The organism is Paenibacillus riograndensis SBR5, assembly GCF_000981585.1.
Taxonomy (GTDB): domain Bacteria; phylum Bacillota; class Bacilli; order Paenibacillales; family Paenibacillaceae; genus Paenibacillus_AQ; species Paenibacillus_AQ riograndensis.
In genome coordinates this window covers 110,736-127,191 of sequence record NZ_LN831776.1, presented here as the reverse complement: position 1 = coordinate 127,191, position 16,456 = coordinate 110,736, and the positions used below count along the sequence as shown (strand labels likewise).

Sequence of the window (16,456 nt, the reverse complement as noted above, 5' to 3'; positions counted from 1 at the left end):
ATAGCATTACCCAATTTGGAAGGGAATATGCAGGCCGGGAGCAAAAAAACACCCCTTCCACACCATCGGATTATCCTAAACTATTCGTTCTCGCGCCATACGTCGGCTCCCAAATTACGCAAGTTGCTGACCAGATTGTCGTAACCACGGTCGATAAATTCCACACCGGTAACCTCGGTAATTCCTTCCTCCACCGTAAGTCCGGCAATCACAAGCGCTGCGCCTGCACGCAGATCGGCAGCTTTGACCTTCGCAGCATTCAGCCTGCTTCCCTCAATAATGGCGGAACGTCCTTCGACACGGATTTTGGCGCCCATACGCACCAGTTCCGGCACATGCTTAAACCGGTTGCTGTATACAAAATCACTGAGCACACTGACCCCTTCTGCCTGGGTAAGCATACTTGTCATTGGGGATTGCAAATCGGTGGCAAATCCGGGGTATATCAGTGCTTTTACATCAGCATGCTCGTATTTGCCCTGGCCGATGACCCGGATGCTCTCATCCAGTTCTTCAATATTCACGCCCATCTCCAGGAGCTTGGCCGTCAGCGCCTCCAAATGCTTCGGGATCACATTATCTATCAATACATTGCCGCGCGTAGCTGCAGCAGCAATCATATATGTTCCAGCTTGAATACGGTCGGGAATGATGGAATGACGGCAGCCGTGCATTTCCGTGACCCCTTCGATCCGGATCGTTTCAGTTCCCGCGCCCTTAATAACAGCGCCCATGGAGTTCAAGAGGGTTGCTACATCTATAATCTCAGGCTCTTTAGCCGCATTTTCAATAATTGTTGAGCCCTTGGCGCGTGAAGCCGCAAGCATAATGTTAATAGTGGCACCTACGCTGGATACGTCCAGATAGATTTTGGCGCCGCGCAGTTCCTTGGCATACAAGTGAATAGAGCCATGATCGTTGGTGACAGTCGCACCCAGCGCTTCAAAGCCCTTAATGTGCTGGTCAATCGGACGGGGTTCAAAATTGCAGCCCCCGGGAAGACCAATCGTTGCCTCCTTAAATCTTCCAAGAAGCGCTCCCATCATATAATACGAGGCCCGGAGTTTCTTCACCGGTCCGTTAGGCATTGGAATGGATACGATACGGGAGGGATTAATTCTCATCTGGCTGCCTGTCCAGGAAACCGTGGCTCCAAGCTCTTCCAGAATTTCGGAGTATACAGCTACATCGCTAAGGGACGGCAAGTTATCCAGAACAACTTCAGACTCGGCCAAAATCGCCGCAGGAATAAGCGCAATCGCACTATTCTTCGCTCCACTGATGGTGACAACGCCTTCTAAAGGACGTCCACCGCCAATCATTAATTTTTCCATAAATTTATCCGGTTCCCCCTACGTGTATTGCAGCTTGCCCTGGCAATACCTGCTGTGGCTTTGTTGGCAATGAAGTTAGAAACGGCTGCGCCGCCCTTACAACAAGGACGGCGCCCGTTTCCGCAAGCAAATACAAGGACAGGTTACCGCCGTAAGCGAATAACTCCTTATATTAAATGGAAAGACACCGGCTAGGCGGTGCTCTCCACATATAATCTATTCAGCTGGACGACATTACAGTAATCTGTTGTTGCAAACAGGTGGAGAGGTACAGAGACAGCCCTAAGTAAGCCTGTCCGCTTTCCTCTGAATGGATTAGGCTTTGTTGCTGGAGCCGAACTCGCGGATTTTGCCGATAACGGTCTGTTTGATAGCTTCGCGGCCTGGTGCGATGAATGTACGCGGATCGTAAGCATCCGGTTTTGCAGCCAGCACTTCGCGAACAACCTTAGCAAATGCGATCTGGTTCTCAGTGTTTACGTTGATTTTGGAAGTACCCAGGGAGATGGATTTCTTGATGTCATGCTCTGGAATACCAGTTCCGCCGTGCAGAACCAATGGAAGTTTAACCGCATCACGGATTTCTTCCATTTCTTTGAACCCAAGGTTAGGCTCGCCATGGTAAGGGCCATGTACGGAACCAAGCGCAGGAGCCAAGGTATCGATGCCTGTTTCTTTGACGATACGCACGCATTCGTTCAGGTCCGCATACTGAATGCCGCCGATAACGTCATCTTCCTGTCCGCCGACAGTACCCACTTCAGCTTCTACAGAAACACCTTTTGCATGAGCATAATCTACAACTTTTTTGGTCATTTCGATATTCTCATCAATTGGGTGATGGGAACCGTCGATCATTACAGATGTGAATCCGGCATCAATCGCTTCTTTACATTTGTCAAAGCTGGAACCGTGATCCAGGTGAATGGCAACCGGTACAGTGATCTTCATGTCATGGATAAGACCTTCAACCATCTTCACAACGGTGTAGAATCCGCCCATGTGACGGGCTGCGCCTTCGGATACGCCAAGGATTACTGGTGACTTCTCTTCTTCTGCGGCACCAAGAATCGCTTGAGTCCACTCCAGGTTGTTGATGTTGTACTGGCCTACTGCGTATTTTCCTTGTAGTGCTTTGTTTAACATGTCTGTCATCGATACTAATGGCATGGTTTCAATCCTCCTAAAATATTGGGTTGCTTATATAAGCCGACATCACATACAGGCCTATTATAGCACATCCTGTGTCAAATACTAAATAGGATACACAAAAAAATGTCCCGCCGGGACGATATTCGGCCAACCCATACTTCAGGCAGATTAATCCTCTCTAGAATATCCATAACAGAACATTCCCAAACTACTTAGCTGCATTGGTCTATAGACTTATTGTTAAGGTGCATGTTCACAGCTATCCGCATCTCATCGATGTCAAACGGCTTAGTAAAATGCATTAGCGCTCCCAGCTTGGTCGCCTCCTTAATCATATCCAGTTCACCGTAAGCTGTCATCATAATGACCTTGATAGCCGGATTGATCTCCTTCAAATGCTTCAGGATCTCAAGTCCGTCCATCCCCGGAATTTTCATATCGAGCAAGACCAGGTCGGGCGATTCGCTGCGGACAATGTCCAATGCCAGTTTTCCGTTAGCGGCTTGAAATGTGGCATACCCTTCACTATTAAATACTTCCATGAGGAGAATTCGGATTCCGTTCTGATCATCGACAATTAACACTTTTTTCTTTTCCATACCATACCCTCCCAGAATTTGAAGCAGATTGTCCATACCGCGCGCACGTACAGTTAATGACCCCTTCACAAAACAAGTCTATACGAAACCTATTATTCGTTCCTTATAGTCAAAATCCTGCTAATTGGTTAAAATGCGTAAATCTATGTCATTTTATGGACTGGAACCAGTCAGCGATAAGGAGACATTTCATGCTCAAAATGGGGGTACCAGAGGATGATTTGTGGCGTGAAACCTATAAACCCTCGTATTTTAAAGAAAGCCTCCAGGGCGGAGGCTCGGCAGGACAAATTTACAGGTCTTTGGATTACAATTGTTCGGAATGAGTCAGCGACGCTTTGACAAATTCACGGAAAAGCGGCTGCGGACGGTTCGGACGGGAGGTAAACTCTGGATGGAACTGTACCGAGAGGAACCACGGATGGCCCGGAAGCTCGACGATCTCCACCAGACGGCCATCCGGAGAGGTTCCGGAGATTACGAGGCCGGCTTTTTCAATCTCATCACGGTAGGCGTTGTTGAACTCATACCGGTGACGGTGGCGTTCATATACCAATTCATCATCGTAGCAGGACATTGCCAGTGATTCAGGAAGAAGCTTACATGGGTAAAGACCAAGACGCATAGTTCCGCCCATGTCTTCGATATCCTTCTGCTCCGGCAGCAGGTCAATCAGCGGGTGCAGTGTAGCCGGATCAATCTCCGAGCTGTTCGCACCTGCCAGTCCCAGAATGGAACGGCCGTATTCAATAACGGAAACCTGCATCCCAAGGCAGATACCGAAGAACGGAATGGATTGTTCACGGGCATAACGAATGGCAGAAATCTTGCCTTCGATCCCCCGGTCCCCGAAGCCGCCTGGAACGAGAATGCCGCCGATGCCGCCCAGCAATTCGCCGACATTCTCGTCGGTAACAAGCTCAGCATCCACCCAGCGGACCTTCACCTCGGCATTGGCCGCAAAGCCGGCATGCGAAAGGGACTCCACTACACTCAAATAAGCATCATGCAGGGCTACATATTTACCGACGATGGCGATTTCAACCGTGCGCTCCAGCTTCTGGATCCGGCCCAGCATATTTTCCCATTCGCGCATATCCGGAGCAGGTGTCGTCAGCTTCAAATGATTGACTACAATTTCGTCCAGCCCTTCATCCCGAAGGTTGAGCGGCACTTCATACAAGGTCGATGCATCGCGGCATTCCACCACTGCATTGGCATCGATATCGCAGAACAGGGCGATTTTGGCCTTCATGTCATCAGAAAGCGCATATTCCGTGCGGCAGACAATGACATTCGGCTGAATCCCGATACTGCGCAGTTCCTTGACGCTGTGCTGAGTCGGTTTGGTTTTAACTTCTCCGGCAGCCTTGATATACGGAATCAGGGTGACATGAATGTACATCACATTCTCACGGCCGATGTCACTTTTGATCTGACGGATTGCTTCCAGAAACGGCAAGCTCTCGATATCGCCCACGGTACCGCCGATTTCGGTAATCACTACATCGGACCCGGTTTCACGTCCAGCGCGGAATACGCGTTCCTTGATCTCGTTCGTGATATGCGGAATCACTTGAACCGTGCCGCCCAAATATTCCCCGCGGCGCTCTTTGCTGATGACCGAGGAATAGATCTTGCCAGTAGTCACGTTGCTGTTCTTCGAGAGATTGATGTCAATAAACCGTTCATAGTGCCCAAGGTCCAGGTCAGTTTCCGCCCCATCGTCGGTTACGAACACTTCGCCATGCTGATAAGGACTCATGGTTCCAGGGTCTACATTAATATAAGGATCGAATTTTTGAATCGTCACCTTCAAACCTCTGTTCTTGAGCAGCCTGCCCAGGGAAGCGGCGGTAATCCCTTTGCCCAGGGAAGACACGACACCACCCGTTACAAAAATATACTTTGTCACTGTATAACCCTCCTAAATAAAGTCCAGAAATTCAGGCGACGCTTGGTGTTTATCGTACCCTTTTTTCCATTATCAAAACAGGGAACCCACAAGTTACTTCTTAAATAGATCCCGGAAAAACCCTCCAAAAAAAACAAAAAAGTGACACCCGTAGAACCGGGGCACTTTTTATTTTTGAAAACAATATTAACTTTCATTATAAGCCCATGCAATAGTTTACTCTGACGATCCCACCCATGTCAAGGGAGGAATTTCGCCTGATTGCAATCTATTCTAATAGTTGTCGTTCTCGTCCTCATCATCGGCATCTTCATCGTCGCCGTCTTCGGAATCCTCATCATCCACGTCGTCTTCGTCGATGTCATCTTCGTCGATTACAACATCTTCGTCAACTTCTTCTTCGCTGTCGTCGTCGGAATAGAGGTCGTCACGATCTTCATCGATAGCGTCGAAATCCTCTTCTTCTGCTGCGTAGTTATCTTCCTCTTCTGCGAAGTCGTCATCCTCCAGATCGTCATCCTCGTCATTGATAATACGCGGACGTTTGGAGTTGCCGACCGGGTCATCGGAGCGTTCCAGCGGATACCAGCGTTTCAATCCCCACAGGTTGGTTCCGACGCAGGCAAACCGCCCGTCAATGTTGATCTCGGTATATAACTGTGCAATAGTATCGTTCGTTTGTTCTTCTGTCATCCCGCGCAGCTTGGCCACTTCGACCATCAGGTCACGGTAATAATAGGGTGTATTGGCTGCTTTGAGCACCAGAAAAGCCAGGTCCACCATCGGCATTTCTTTTACTTTCTCGGGGTCCAGCTTTAAATTGAGTGGCGTACTCACTAAAGGACACTTCCTCTCACGCTTTGTTCACATTACCGTTAATTTCTATTCCATAATATCCATTAACAAAACTAAGTAAAACCTATTTGGCAGCAAATTGCAAGTCAAAACCGTCCTGCAGAATTATGTATTCCCAGACTTCCCGGAAAACCCGTTCCTTCCTCTCATTAAAAAGGCGGAGGTACTCCCTCCGCGCATGACTGTATCCACGCCAAGGATCGGCTCCTTACGGGATGTTGCAAAGAGAACCCTGCGGCCCTCTTCCGTTTATTTTATGTTAAGGTCCGCTTTTTGACACGATGGGCAGCCCATTTCGCCAAAAAAGGGCAAGTTCCCATTCGGACGTCCGCCTCCTTTCATACAATATGTCAGCACGGCACCGAGGAGGGGACGGCGTAACTTATGGATTACTACAGATTTTGGCAGATACTGCTTAATGAGATATCGGCTGCCCCCAAAAATGCCGACCGGCGCATCGTTACCTTCAAAGATGCCCGCCAGTATGCCGGAGCGCTGTCAGAGTGGAAATCGCTGAAGGCGAAAACACCGGGACTGCGGCGAGTGCAGATGTCCCCGCTGATCCGGGCATTTTTTGTGCCTGCTGCCGGAGCAGGTAAGCTGCTCCAAACCTTTGAAGATGCCCTGTGTATCGAAGAGGATGCACGGATACAAGTCCACGCGGCGGCCCCTGAAAAATCGGGCGCCTCCTTAATGCCCTGGGGCGTTAAAGCGATTCATGCCCCGCAGGCCTGGTCCAGATCCACCGGGGTGCACGTGAAAATCGGTGTCATTGATACAGGGGCCGACTACCGGCATCCGGATCTCAAGCATTCGCTGGCCTCCGGCGTGAACCTGCTGTACCGCGGCATGCTCCCTTTCGATGACAATGGACACGGCACCCATATCGCCGGAACGCTGGCAGCGGCCGGCGGCACCCGCGGCATGATGGGTGTGGCGCCACGGGCGCAGCTGTATCCGGTCAAGGCTTTTGACCATAACGGCTCGGCTTATGTGTCCGATATTGTGCTGGGCATCGACTGGTGCGTACAGAACAGGATCGATATTATTAATATGAGCTTCGGCATGAAGACCCGAAGCAAAGCCCTTCACGATGTGGTGATCAAGGCCTACCGGGCCGGGATCGCCATCATCGCTTCCTCCGGCAACGACGGCAAACGCGGCGGGGATTATCCCGCCCGCTACCCCGAGACGATCGCCGTCGGCGCCTTGGACCGAAGGCACCGCGTCGCGGCCTTCAGCAACCGCGGTCCGTATATTGATGTATACGGACCCGGGGAAAGCGTGACCTCCTGCTGGCTGAAGGAGGGCTACAAAGAGATGAGCGGCACCTCCATGGCGACCTCGCATGTCACGGGAGCCGCCGCCTTGCTGCTCGCGCTGCGCCCGGGGCTCTCGCCACGGGAGCTGAAGCTGCTCCTGCGCCGCACGGCCTCGCCGGTGCGGCTGCGCAAGGGCCAGCGCCGCGCAGCCTTGGGCGGCGGCGCGGCCGATGCCCTGCGCCTGCTGCGGGCAGGCGCGCGGGCGAAGCGGGCCGCCGCTGCGAAGGCATAGCGGCGGCGGCACTTGGGCCGCGGGCGGCCATCCGGACGCGGCCTGCGGACCACGGCGGACCCGACGGGCCGTGGGCGGGCGCGTCGGGCCGGATGGGCCGCCGCGGCGGCGGCCTGCGGCGGGCCGCTGGGCGGTTGCGCTGGGCCGCGTCGGGCCGCAGGCAGCTTTGACCGGACTGCCGGAGGTAGGCCCGGCACTTGGGTTCCTCTGCGAACTCAATGAGTTCCCTTCACGATTTATCCGCCGCTGATGCGGACAGGAAATCCGTTAATCGGGGGAATTCGTCCATTCAGCAGGACAAGCGGACTGCGATCTGAATCCGCCCGAAAATCGGACTTTTTCGCAAAATAAGGTATTCTCTGTCCGCTTCATTCTTCATTTGCTGATGGGCCCGATTCTCCTGAGCCGCCTATATCATCTGAAGCTTCCGAGCATTTTGTAGCTTGTACAATATCCTAAACAAAACCAAAGCTCCGCCCCAAACACACGGGGCGGAGCTTTTGGTACGAAGCCGGACGGTTACATCCGGTCCGGTGCGGTAACACCAACGAGGCGCAGCACGTTGGCGATTGTGGTCCGCGCCGCGCCCAGCAGGGCAAGTCGGGCCAGGGTCTGGGCGGCATCTTCGGTGATGACGCGCTCCGCTTTGTAGTAGCTGTGGAACAGCGAAGCCAGATCGTACACATAGCGGATCAGGCGGTGCGGTGCATAGCTGCTTGCGGCTATCCCGATCTCCGCCGGCAATTCGCCGATTTTGCGCAGAAGGGCATATTCATGTTCAGCGGTGAGCTTGGCATAATCGATTTCGGCAACATCCGGAAGCACAATCCCCTGCTCCTCCGCCTGGCGGAAAATACTGCAGATCCGCGCATGCGCGTACTGCACATAGAAAACAGGATTTTCATTGGAAGTGGAAATAGCCAGATCCATATCGAAGTCCAGATGTGAATCCATGCTGCGCATGGTGAAGAAATAGCGGATGGCGTCGATTCCGACTTCGTCCATCAGGTCTTCCATCGTAACCGCTTTGCCCGTGCGTTTGGACATTTTGACCTTTTCGCCGTTCTGGAAGAGACTGACCATTTGGGCAATCAGCACAACCAGCTTTTCCGGATCATTGCCAAGCGCCGACATGGCCGCCTTCATCCGGGGAATATAGCCGTGGTGGTCGGCGCCCCAGATGTTGATCATTGTATCGTAGCCCCGGCCATATTTGTCGTTGTGATAAGCGATATCCGGCGTCAGGTAGGTGTAGGTCCCATCATTCTTAATCAGCACGCGGTCCTTGTCGTCGCCGTATTTGGTCGTTTGCAGCCAGGTGGCCCCATCTTGCTCGTAGACTTCGCCGCGCTCGCGCAGCTCATCCAGGGAACGCAGCACTTCACCGTTCTCGTACAGCGAGGTTTCGCTGAACCAGATATCGAAGCCTACGCGGAAGCGGGTGAGGTCGCGTTTGATTTTGTCCAGCTCCTTGGTGAGACCATAGGTGCGGAAGAATGCCGCCCGGTCGCCCGGTGTCATGGACAGCAGAGCGTCGCCTTTTTCAGCCACCAGCTCTTTGGCAAAACCCTTGATGTCTTCCCCGTGATAGCCGTCCTCCGGCATTTCCGCCGGCTGTCCCAGCTCCTGAAGGTAACGGGCTTCGATGGATTTGCACAGGTTGGCGACCTGGTTCCCGGCATCATTGATGTAATACTCGCGGGTTACCTCGTAGCCGGCAAAATCCAGCACGTTGCAGAGCGCGTCGCCGACAGCTGCCCCGCGGGCATGCCCCAGATGAAGGCTGCCGGTAGGATTGGCGCTGACAAATTCCATTTCGACCCTTTGGCCCTGGCCTGCATCGATGCGGCCATAATTGTCACCCTGTTCGGCTACGAGAGCGATCACCGGGTAGAGGTAGCTTTTGGACAGCGTAAAGTTGATGAAGCCCGGTCCGGCAATTTCAGCCTTTTCAATAGAAGCAGCGTTCTTGTCCAGATGCCCGATAATCGCTTCAGCAATCTGACGCGGATTACGTTTGGCAATCTTGGTGAGCTGCATCGCAGCATTGGTTGCCAGGTCCCCGTGGGCTTTGTCTTTCGGCACCTCCAGCACAATGGCCGGAAGCTCCTCTCTAGTAACCAGGCCAGCGGCGATAATAGCCCCAGCCACCGCTTCCCTCAACCGTTCATTGGCTAACCGAAGCGGGTTTTGACTTTGTGTCATGATTGTGGTTCCTCCTGTATATGCAAACTTATAGCGAACTGTCCAGATAATTCCCCGTACACGTAGAGATCATATTCCCACGCAACCGCAAGCGATTTTCCAGCGCGCTTCACGTCCAGCTTCCGGGTGTCTGTGGAGAGATTAAACTGTGTATAAGGCGAGCGGTAGAATCCCGGCAGACGTTGTCCCGGCTCAAAGGACTGCTCTGACTGGACGCCGCCGTGACGGATCAGCTTGAGCCCGTTGTCTGTAATCTTCACGGTGGTGCGGACGGAAACCGCCTCGTCCTTGGGTCCTGGCTGCGTTTCTTCATAACGGAGATAGAGCTGATTGCCTCTGGTGATAACTTCGCCTGCTGCGCGCACCACGTTCCGTTCTCCGCCCTGCACGCTCTCCAGTGTTACGGATACGCCGTATTTGTCGGACTCTGATTCAGTCATCACACGTTCCTCGCTTGTTCATACTTATATTCATCTAAGGCATATTCGCTTTCCCATTGTACACTATATCCAGATCGGGAGGGCAATTCAATGGCTTTCGCCTCTAAAAATAATCACAACGGCAGCAGCGACACTGCGTCCCTGCCCTTAAGCTGCTCTACCATAGATGTCCAGGCCTCAGGCTTATCCGCCAGCACTGCGTAATAACGGGTCAGAAAACCGGCAACCAAAGCCGCCTCTATCTGCTCCAAATTCTCATCGCCGGGCATAAAACAAAGATCCAGACCCGCTACCGCCTCACCGTCCCCCTGCCATGAAGGATGAACATATGGGAAGTCGAGACGCTTATAGCCCAGATGCGACAGCACCTCGCGGCGGACAAACGGGTCCATGGGCTTAATGCCGCCAAAAGCATGCTCTACCCGGTACGGGTCGTAAATCTCGGCAAACATGCCAAACAGCTCCTTGCCGTTGTCAGCCGCCAGCTTCTGCAGGTCTTTCAGACGGTGCTGCGCCAGAAAGCGGCCGACTCCCAGGCCCTCACGGCCTATAATCGTGAAATCGGTCATGGCCACATTCCAGTCGCTGTAGTAACGGTATTCCGTGGTGCCAACAACCGAACCCTCATGCACCGCAGCAAACACACGGATGCCGGGATCTTCCAGCGGCTCCTTCCATAAGCTGTATTCAAGCACTTCCTCGGGAGGGAACACTTCTGACAACAGGTTATGCACTTGTCTGAACAAAGGGTCAGCGACACTGGTAATTCTGCTATACTCCATACTCAAATATCTCCTCCGCTTCTGAACTAAACACTTCATTACTTATAGAAAAGGATTCCGCCACTCCATGAGTGCAGCGTAATTGCCCGACTCCTCATCTTCCAGATAATCAGCCACTACCCCGACCGGCGACCGGCCGCAGCGCAGCAGGAAAGTAATCACCGGATCAGACCACTTCCCGGCCACCACTCCGGCCAGATACTCCTCCGCTGACATCCTGGAGGCCTGCAGATGATAGCCGGGCATCCGGCCCGCTCCCAGCAGCCGCTCCAGCTTCTGCTCCACCACAGCGTGATACAGCGACTGCACCAGCTCTTTACCCAGCCCCAGCTTGCGGTATTTGGGTCGGACGCACAGATCAGCGATATACAGCGTGTTCCCGTCCGGCTGGTGCGTAGTAATATATCCATCTGCCGTAACCTCCGACCAGGTATGCTGAAGCGCCGGAGCCTTAGGGTCAAAACGGATTTTCAGGCCCGTTACCGAGCCTGCCAGTTCCCCGTTCACCTCTACACATAAAGCACCTTCCGGAAAAAGAGTCACATGATTCAGCAGCTGCTCCCGGTTCCACCACAATTCAGCAGGATAGGGCGGCGGAAAAGCCTCAGACTGAATGGTAATCAGTTCCGTAAAATCAGCCTCCGTGTAGGACCGGATCACCGCAGGCACCGGGATTTTGCCGTCAAAAGCGTAGAAACTCTTGTAATACATGCCTTCTCTTCCTCCCTACGTCCAGTCGGTGTACAGATCCGTCCGGCGGTCGCGCCATGTGGTCACGGACCCGCGTTCACGGACGCGGTACAGCAGCTCCAGATCCAGATCGGCGGTGATGATCATATCGCTGTTAATTTCCCCCTCGGCCAGCAGCCCTTGTGGAGGGAACGGAATATCATTGGGCGTAATCACCGCTGCCTGGCCAAAGTTAGCCCGCATCAGGTCCACGGTGGGCAGTGAGCCTACGGTGCCTGTCAGCACGACATAGACTTGATTTTCTACCGCCCGGGCATGGCTGGTGTATCTTACCCGGTGGAAGCCGTGGCGATCATCTGTGCAGGATGGGCAGAAGATCACATCCGCCCCCTTGGCGCGGGCCATACGCACGATCTCCGGAAATTCAATATCGTAGCAGGTCAGCATGGCGATGGTTCCTTTGTCCGTCTGGAACACCTCCAGCCCTTCCCCCGCCCCCATATTCCAACCCTCTACTTCAGCGGGCGTGATATGCAGCTTAGCCTGCTCGGCAATTCTCCCGTCCGGATAAAAAAGATGGGCCACATTATAAAGCTTGCCGTTCCGTCGCAGTACATGGGTGCCGCCAATGATATGCACCGCATATTTTTGGGCATACCCGGCAAACAGCTCCCGGTAACGGTCTGTAAACTGCGGCAGATCCTCTATAGTGAGGGCTTTTCCCTGCTCATCGCCAATGGACATCAGCTGTGTCGTCAAAAATTCGGGGAACAGGATGAATTCCGCACCGTACTCTCCGGCTGTTTTGATGTAATGCTCGCACTCAGCGGCAAACTCCCCGAAGGAGGAAATGGTATGCAAATGATACTGGACAGCAGATACGCGAAAAGCCATGGGCGGCAATCCTCCTAAACGTCGTGATATGGGCGCACATTCATTAAAGTACCTAAAATTTTACCATAACCGGCCGCAAAATCACATCTTCCCCCCTTATGAAACGTATCTCACCAAGCCGTGCATAGCGGATATACATAAAACTTTCTAGACAAGCTCCAGCTTCGCCTTTTAATTTCCACAATGTATACCCACTTGTTGTACAATTCACAAGATTTTTGTCCGTTTAGCGTACTTAGGACACAGATTGTTGTATAACGTACAAGATGTTCACCCATTTGGCCTGCATAAAACACACTTTGTTGTATTCCGTGCAAGGTTTTCGAGGGTTAACACCTTTGGGAAACCCTTTATGTGTCCTTCAGCAATTCCAAGTGGAAAAAGGATAACTAATTTGCCCGAATCTCCTGTTCTCCGCAGGTTAAGTGGAAAAAGGGTAACTAATTCAGCTCATTTCGCCCCTAACTAAGTTATATGGCCCAATTAAGTTCCCTTTTTCCACTTCAATCTCACAATTGTTGATTTCTGAGAGAAATAAGTTTCCTTTTTCCAACTAGCACTGTTCACCTGCTTCTTGGCCAGCGTTAGTGGGAAAAAGGCGAATCGAATCCGGCTGATTTCGCCCGTTTATGGGTGAGTTTGCTGCCCTCCTACTTATCCCCAGTTTTATACACACCTTATCCACAACTTAAAAAAATCATAATTTCTAGAGTAAAGGGCTGGTGCAACCCAGCCCCTCCTCATCAAACCGTACGTGAGGTTTTCCCTCATACGGCTTTCCGATGTTCGTCATTCATGGGCATGCAGATTACAATAGCGTTTTTAGTCCATATTGGATGGTCAAATATTTAACTTCTGACCTGGACCTCATCCATCTCCCGCGTTGTCTCTTCTTCGCGTACCACCGGGTTAATCTTTGCAAAATATACCAATCCAGTTTCGCTAATCTCTTTTGGCTGTAGTTCGTGTAGTAATAATTTCTCCATCCTTGAATCTTTGGATTGAGCCATTCCACCTGTTCCGCCAACGTTCTTGAGCGCATGCTCGGAGGGGCTAATCTTTCTTTGACCACGCCTCGGATGCGCTCCTCTGCCTTTTTCGTTAGCCATTGCTGTGTGGTGTAATATACCTTCCCTTGGGAAGTTTCTGCTTTCGTTTTTCGATGGTGCATTCCTAAAAAGTCGAATCCTTCGTCTCCTGTCCACAGGCCTACAATGCGGGTTTTGGTCGGATGTAGAGTTAACTCCAGACGTTCCATGATTCTGCTTATGAGCTCATAGGCATGTTCGGCGTCCTTTTTCGTTTTACAGACTACGACGAAATCGTCTGCATACCTGGTCAGTTCCCCCAATCCACTTCCGTGTTTCTCCCATAGCCGGTCAAAGTAGTTCAAGTAGATATTCGCCAACAGCGGTGAGATGACGCCACCTTGTGGTGTCCCTAAATCGGAACGCCTCACGTTTCCTTCTTCCATAACTCCCGCCTGAAGCCATTTCCGTATTAACTTCAAGATTCTCCTGTCATTGATACGCATCTGTACCAGTTTCATGAGCTTCTCTTGATTAATGTTGTCGAAGTAACCTTGGATATCGACGTCGACTACCCAATTTCCTTTGCGGTTGCAGGCTTTCCGGATTCGTTCCAGCGCTCCTTTCGCACTTCGCTTCGGGCGAAATCCGAAGGATACTTCTTCGAAGTCTGCTTCGAAGATGGGCTCAATCACGAGTTTGGTTGCCATCTGTATGACTCGGTCGCGCACGGTGGGTATGCCCAGCGGCCTTGGCTTCCCGTCTTTCTTTGGGATATAGTGCCGCCGCACAGGCTGCGGATGGTAGCTGCCTTCTTTCAATTCTCGCTCACAGGTCTTAAGGAAGTTCGTTTCTCCTCGTTCCTCGATGTCTGCGAGCGTCACGGCATCTACTCCTGCTGCTCCCTTATTCGCTTTCACCCGTTTCCAGGCTTCACACAGCACATCCGGGCGGTAGACCTTGTCATACAGCGCATGAAATTTACGCTTCTTGTTCTCCTTGGCCGCATGACCTAGCTTTTCTTGGAGTTCTTGAACTTTTTCCTTTGGTGTCGTTAGCCCTTTGGCATTCACTCACTCGTACCTCCTCCAAAAGCATAAACAAAGCAGGGCTCCTTCCCTCCCTAAGGTTATGTTGTCCTTAGGTTCTTCGGTATTATGAGCCCCTCGGACTCCCTTCCCACAGACGGTTCATTTCATCTTTTGGACTTATAGAGCGTCTCTTTACGGGTTTCTAAAAAAAAAATTCCTCCCGTGTGGGGGAGGGTCTCCCCAGTTCACTGCGTCTTCTTTCCTTCCATGCCGATCCCCATACGCCGGAGGATTCTTCACTGCCGTTCCAAGTTCTCTGCAGCTTCCGTGGTCTTCACCCGTATAGGCGAGGCTCGACTTCCTCTCTCCCCCCTTGCGGGGCCTTTGTGACGACGCGGCAGGATTCACTTCATGTTACGGCCTAGCAGGTTGCTCGCCCTGTCTCTGACCGGACTTTTGTCGATGCGCTTCTACGCACAGATTTCGCCGTACGCAGGCATCCCAGCTACACGGGGGCTTGGCCCCTCCCGTGACCGGACTTTCACCGGCTAGAAGATACGTGCTTTCTGGGCACGCCCTACACTACAAAAAAGCAGCTCCAGTTAACGGAGCCGCTTCAGCTTGCAAAGTGCGCATATTCCTCAATGTGTTGGTCTCAAAGCGGACCCCGGCCTATTGTTCTGTCCCCTTAAAAGCGAATTTCAGCTTCCAGGTAGAGCCGCCGTCTTCAGTTGCATACAGGGAGGAAGCATTCTGTCCCCGGACAGCCATCCAGCCTTCTGTAACACCTGTGAAGGAAATGAGCCCGTCGTAACCAGGAATCGCCGGAAGATTGGTCCACTTCTTGCCCCCGTTGTAGGTACGTCCAACGGCTACTTTCTCGGCTGCCGGAGAGAACCCGAACAGAAAAGCGGCACTGCTGCCGACCAGCTGCATATTACCGGGCTTGCCGGAAGCCGGCCCCGTTGTCAGCTGCGCTGCGCCGTTGCCCGGTGCAGGTCCGCCGCCGGCAGTGTTCTGTGCAATGACACGGCTCCAGCTTTTGCCCTTGTTGCTGCTGGCATAGAGCGAATAGGAGGTCTGCGACATCCCTGATCCGCCATACAGCAGAGCGTACACCTGATCACCGTTTGCATATACCCTTCCAGACTCGGGATAGGCAAAAGCTGATTTTAGCGAAAGCGACCAAGTGGCCCCTCCATCGGAGGTTTTCATAATCCGGTAGCCGGCCCCAGGGGCAACTACAACTGCATACCCGCTGCTAGCGCTGGTGAACTCCGCACTGCGGGTGTTGGCGGGAGTCGGGATAAGACGCCAGGTGCGTCCTCCGTCCTTCGTGTAATAGGTGGAGGCCAGGCTGTAGCCAAAGCCCTGCTTGTTGTCCTTAAAGTCAATTCTGTCGAAGACAGTTGCCGTATCGGTCAGCCTTTTCCAGGTAGAGCCGCCATCCGCGGTGGCAATGAGGTAGGCCGCCGCTGTACCCTTCACGGAAGCCAGGGCCCAGCCATGAACATTATCCGGAAAATCAATTTGCCTGAAACTCCACTGTCCCTTATAGATCTCCTGAAAGTGACAGCCTCCGTCGGAGGTTCCAATCATGAATCCGTTGCCTGCTGCCCGGCCGGTATCGGCATTCAGAAATTGAATGTCGGAGAAATTCAGCGGTGCGGTCCCGGACGCAGCATGCTCAGCCTGCAGCCCTTTCAGCAATCCATGATCACCGGTGCTGCACGCCGGTACTGCCGCTTGCGCCGCAGCAGCCTGGGCCGGTGGAGCGGACAGTCCCCACGCAGAGGCCGCCAAAAGAACTGCCGACAGAAGGGCCAACGGGCCTTGATATATTTTTTTAGTCCAATTCATAGTTACACCTCTATCTCCTTATTGATCCAGCCATTCCTAAAGGTACTACTCTGTTATACTGCTCCATCCCTTCCCCTATCAACCAGGATAAAGTCACAATCTGACAACAATTTGGTT

At 52.6% G+C, this 16,456-nt stretch carries 13 protein-coding genes; 1 reads left to right on the top strand and 12 read right to left on the bottom strand.

The features are described from left to right. Window positions 1-80: 80 nt before the first annotated feature. The 5 genes from PRIO_RS00595 to rpoE all read right to left on the bottom strand — a co-directional run bounded on the left by PRIO_RS00595 (window position 81) and on the right by rpoE (window position 5,837). Window positions 81-1,334 (bottom strand): UDP-N-acetylglucosamine 1-carboxyvinyltransferase, encoded by a 1,254-nt coding sequence (locus PRIO_RS00595; RefSeq protein WP_020428185.1) that lies wholly within the window; start codon window positions 1,332-1,334, stop codon window positions 81-83. 315 nt (window positions 1,335-1,649) lie between these two features. Then, on the bottom strand, window positions 1,650-2,504 hold the full coding sequence (fba, locus tag PRIO_RS00590; protein ID WP_020428184.1) for a class II fructose-1,6-bisphosphate aldolase: 855 nt from the start codon (window positions 2,502-2,504) through the stop codon (window positions 1,650-1,652). A 194-nt stretch (window positions 2,505-2,698) separates the two neighbouring features. Beyond that, window positions 2,699-3,085: a response regulator gene (locus PRIO_RS00585; protein WP_020428183.1), complete on the bottom strand. Its 387-nt coding sequence runs from the start codon at window positions 3,083-3,085 to the stop codon at window positions 2,699-2,701. A gap of 307 nt (window positions 3,086-3,392) precedes the next feature. Next, complete coding sequence (locus PRIO_RS00580; RefSeq protein ID WP_020428182.1) at window positions 3,393-5,000, bottom strand: CTP synthase; 1,608 nt, start codon at window positions 4,998-5,000, stop codon at window positions 3,393-3,395. Between the two features lie 273 nt (window positions 5,001-5,273). Further along, window positions 5,274-5,837: a DNA-directed RNA polymerase subunit delta gene (gene rpoE, locus PRIO_RS00575; protein WP_020428181.1), complete on the bottom strand. Its 564-nt coding sequence runs from the start codon at window positions 5,835-5,837 to the stop codon at window positions 5,274-5,276. A gap of 402 nt (window positions 5,838-6,239) precedes the next feature. On the opposite strand from rpoE, the gene PRIO_RS00570 reads away from it, so the two are divergent. Further along, complete coding sequence (locus PRIO_RS00570) at window positions 6,240-7,409, top strand: S8 family peptidase (protein ID WP_046500837.1); 1,170 nt, start codon at window positions 6,240-6,242, stop codon at window positions 7,407-7,409. 519 nt (window positions 7,410-7,928) lie between these two features. On the opposite strand, the gene argS is transcribed toward PRIO_RS00570, so the two are convergent. The 7 genes from argS to PRIO_RS00530 form a co-directional block, all read right to left on the bottom strand. Next, window positions 7,929-9,614, bottom strand: coding sequence for an arginine--tRNA ligase (argS, locus tag PRIO_RS00560; protein WP_020425575.1), 1,686 nt, complete (start codon window positions 9,612-9,614; stop codon window positions 7,929-7,931). Continuing rightward, complete coding sequence (locus PRIO_RS00555) at window positions 9,611-10,054, bottom strand: YwiB family protein (protein ID WP_020425576.1); 444 nt, start codon at window positions 10,052-10,054, stop codon at window positions 9,611-9,613. The genes argS and PRIO_RS00555 overlap by 4 nt, the downstream gene beginning before the upstream one ends. A gap of 113 nt (window positions 10,055-10,167) precedes the next feature. Further along, window positions 10,168-10,836: a hypothetical protein gene (locus PRIO_RS00550; protein WP_020425577.1), complete on the bottom strand. Its 669-nt coding sequence runs from the start codon at window positions 10,834-10,836 to the stop codon at window positions 10,168-10,170. Window positions 10,837-10,878: 42 nt separating this feature from the next. Then, window positions 10,879-11,547: a GNAT family N-acetyltransferase gene (locus tag PRIO_RS00545; protein WP_046500833.1), complete on the bottom strand. Its 669-nt coding sequence runs from the start codon at window positions 11,545-11,547 to the stop codon at window positions 10,879-10,881. Window positions 11,548-11,562: 15 nt separating this feature from the next. Beyond that, window positions 11,563-12,420, bottom strand: a complete 858-nt coding sequence (locus PRIO_RS00540; protein WP_020425579.1) for a carbon-nitrogen hydrolase family protein — start codon at window positions 12,418-12,420, stop codon at window positions 11,563-11,565. 808 nt (window positions 12,421-13,228) lie between these two features. Next, window positions 13,229-14,521 carry a group II intron reverse transcriptase/maturase gene (gene ltrA, locus PRIO_RS00535; protein ID WP_020425999.1) on the bottom strand — a complete coding sequence of 431 codons (1,293 nt, stop codon included), beginning with the start codon at window positions 14,519-14,521 and terminating at the stop codon, window positions 13,229-13,231. 630 nt (window positions 14,522-15,151) lie between these two features. Next, complete coding sequence (locus PRIO_RS00530) at window positions 15,152-16,339, bottom strand: beta propeller repeat protein (protein ID WP_020425647.1); 1,188 nt, start codon at window positions 16,337-16,339, stop codon at window positions 15,152-15,154. Window positions 16,340-16,456 lie beyond the last annotated feature (117 nt).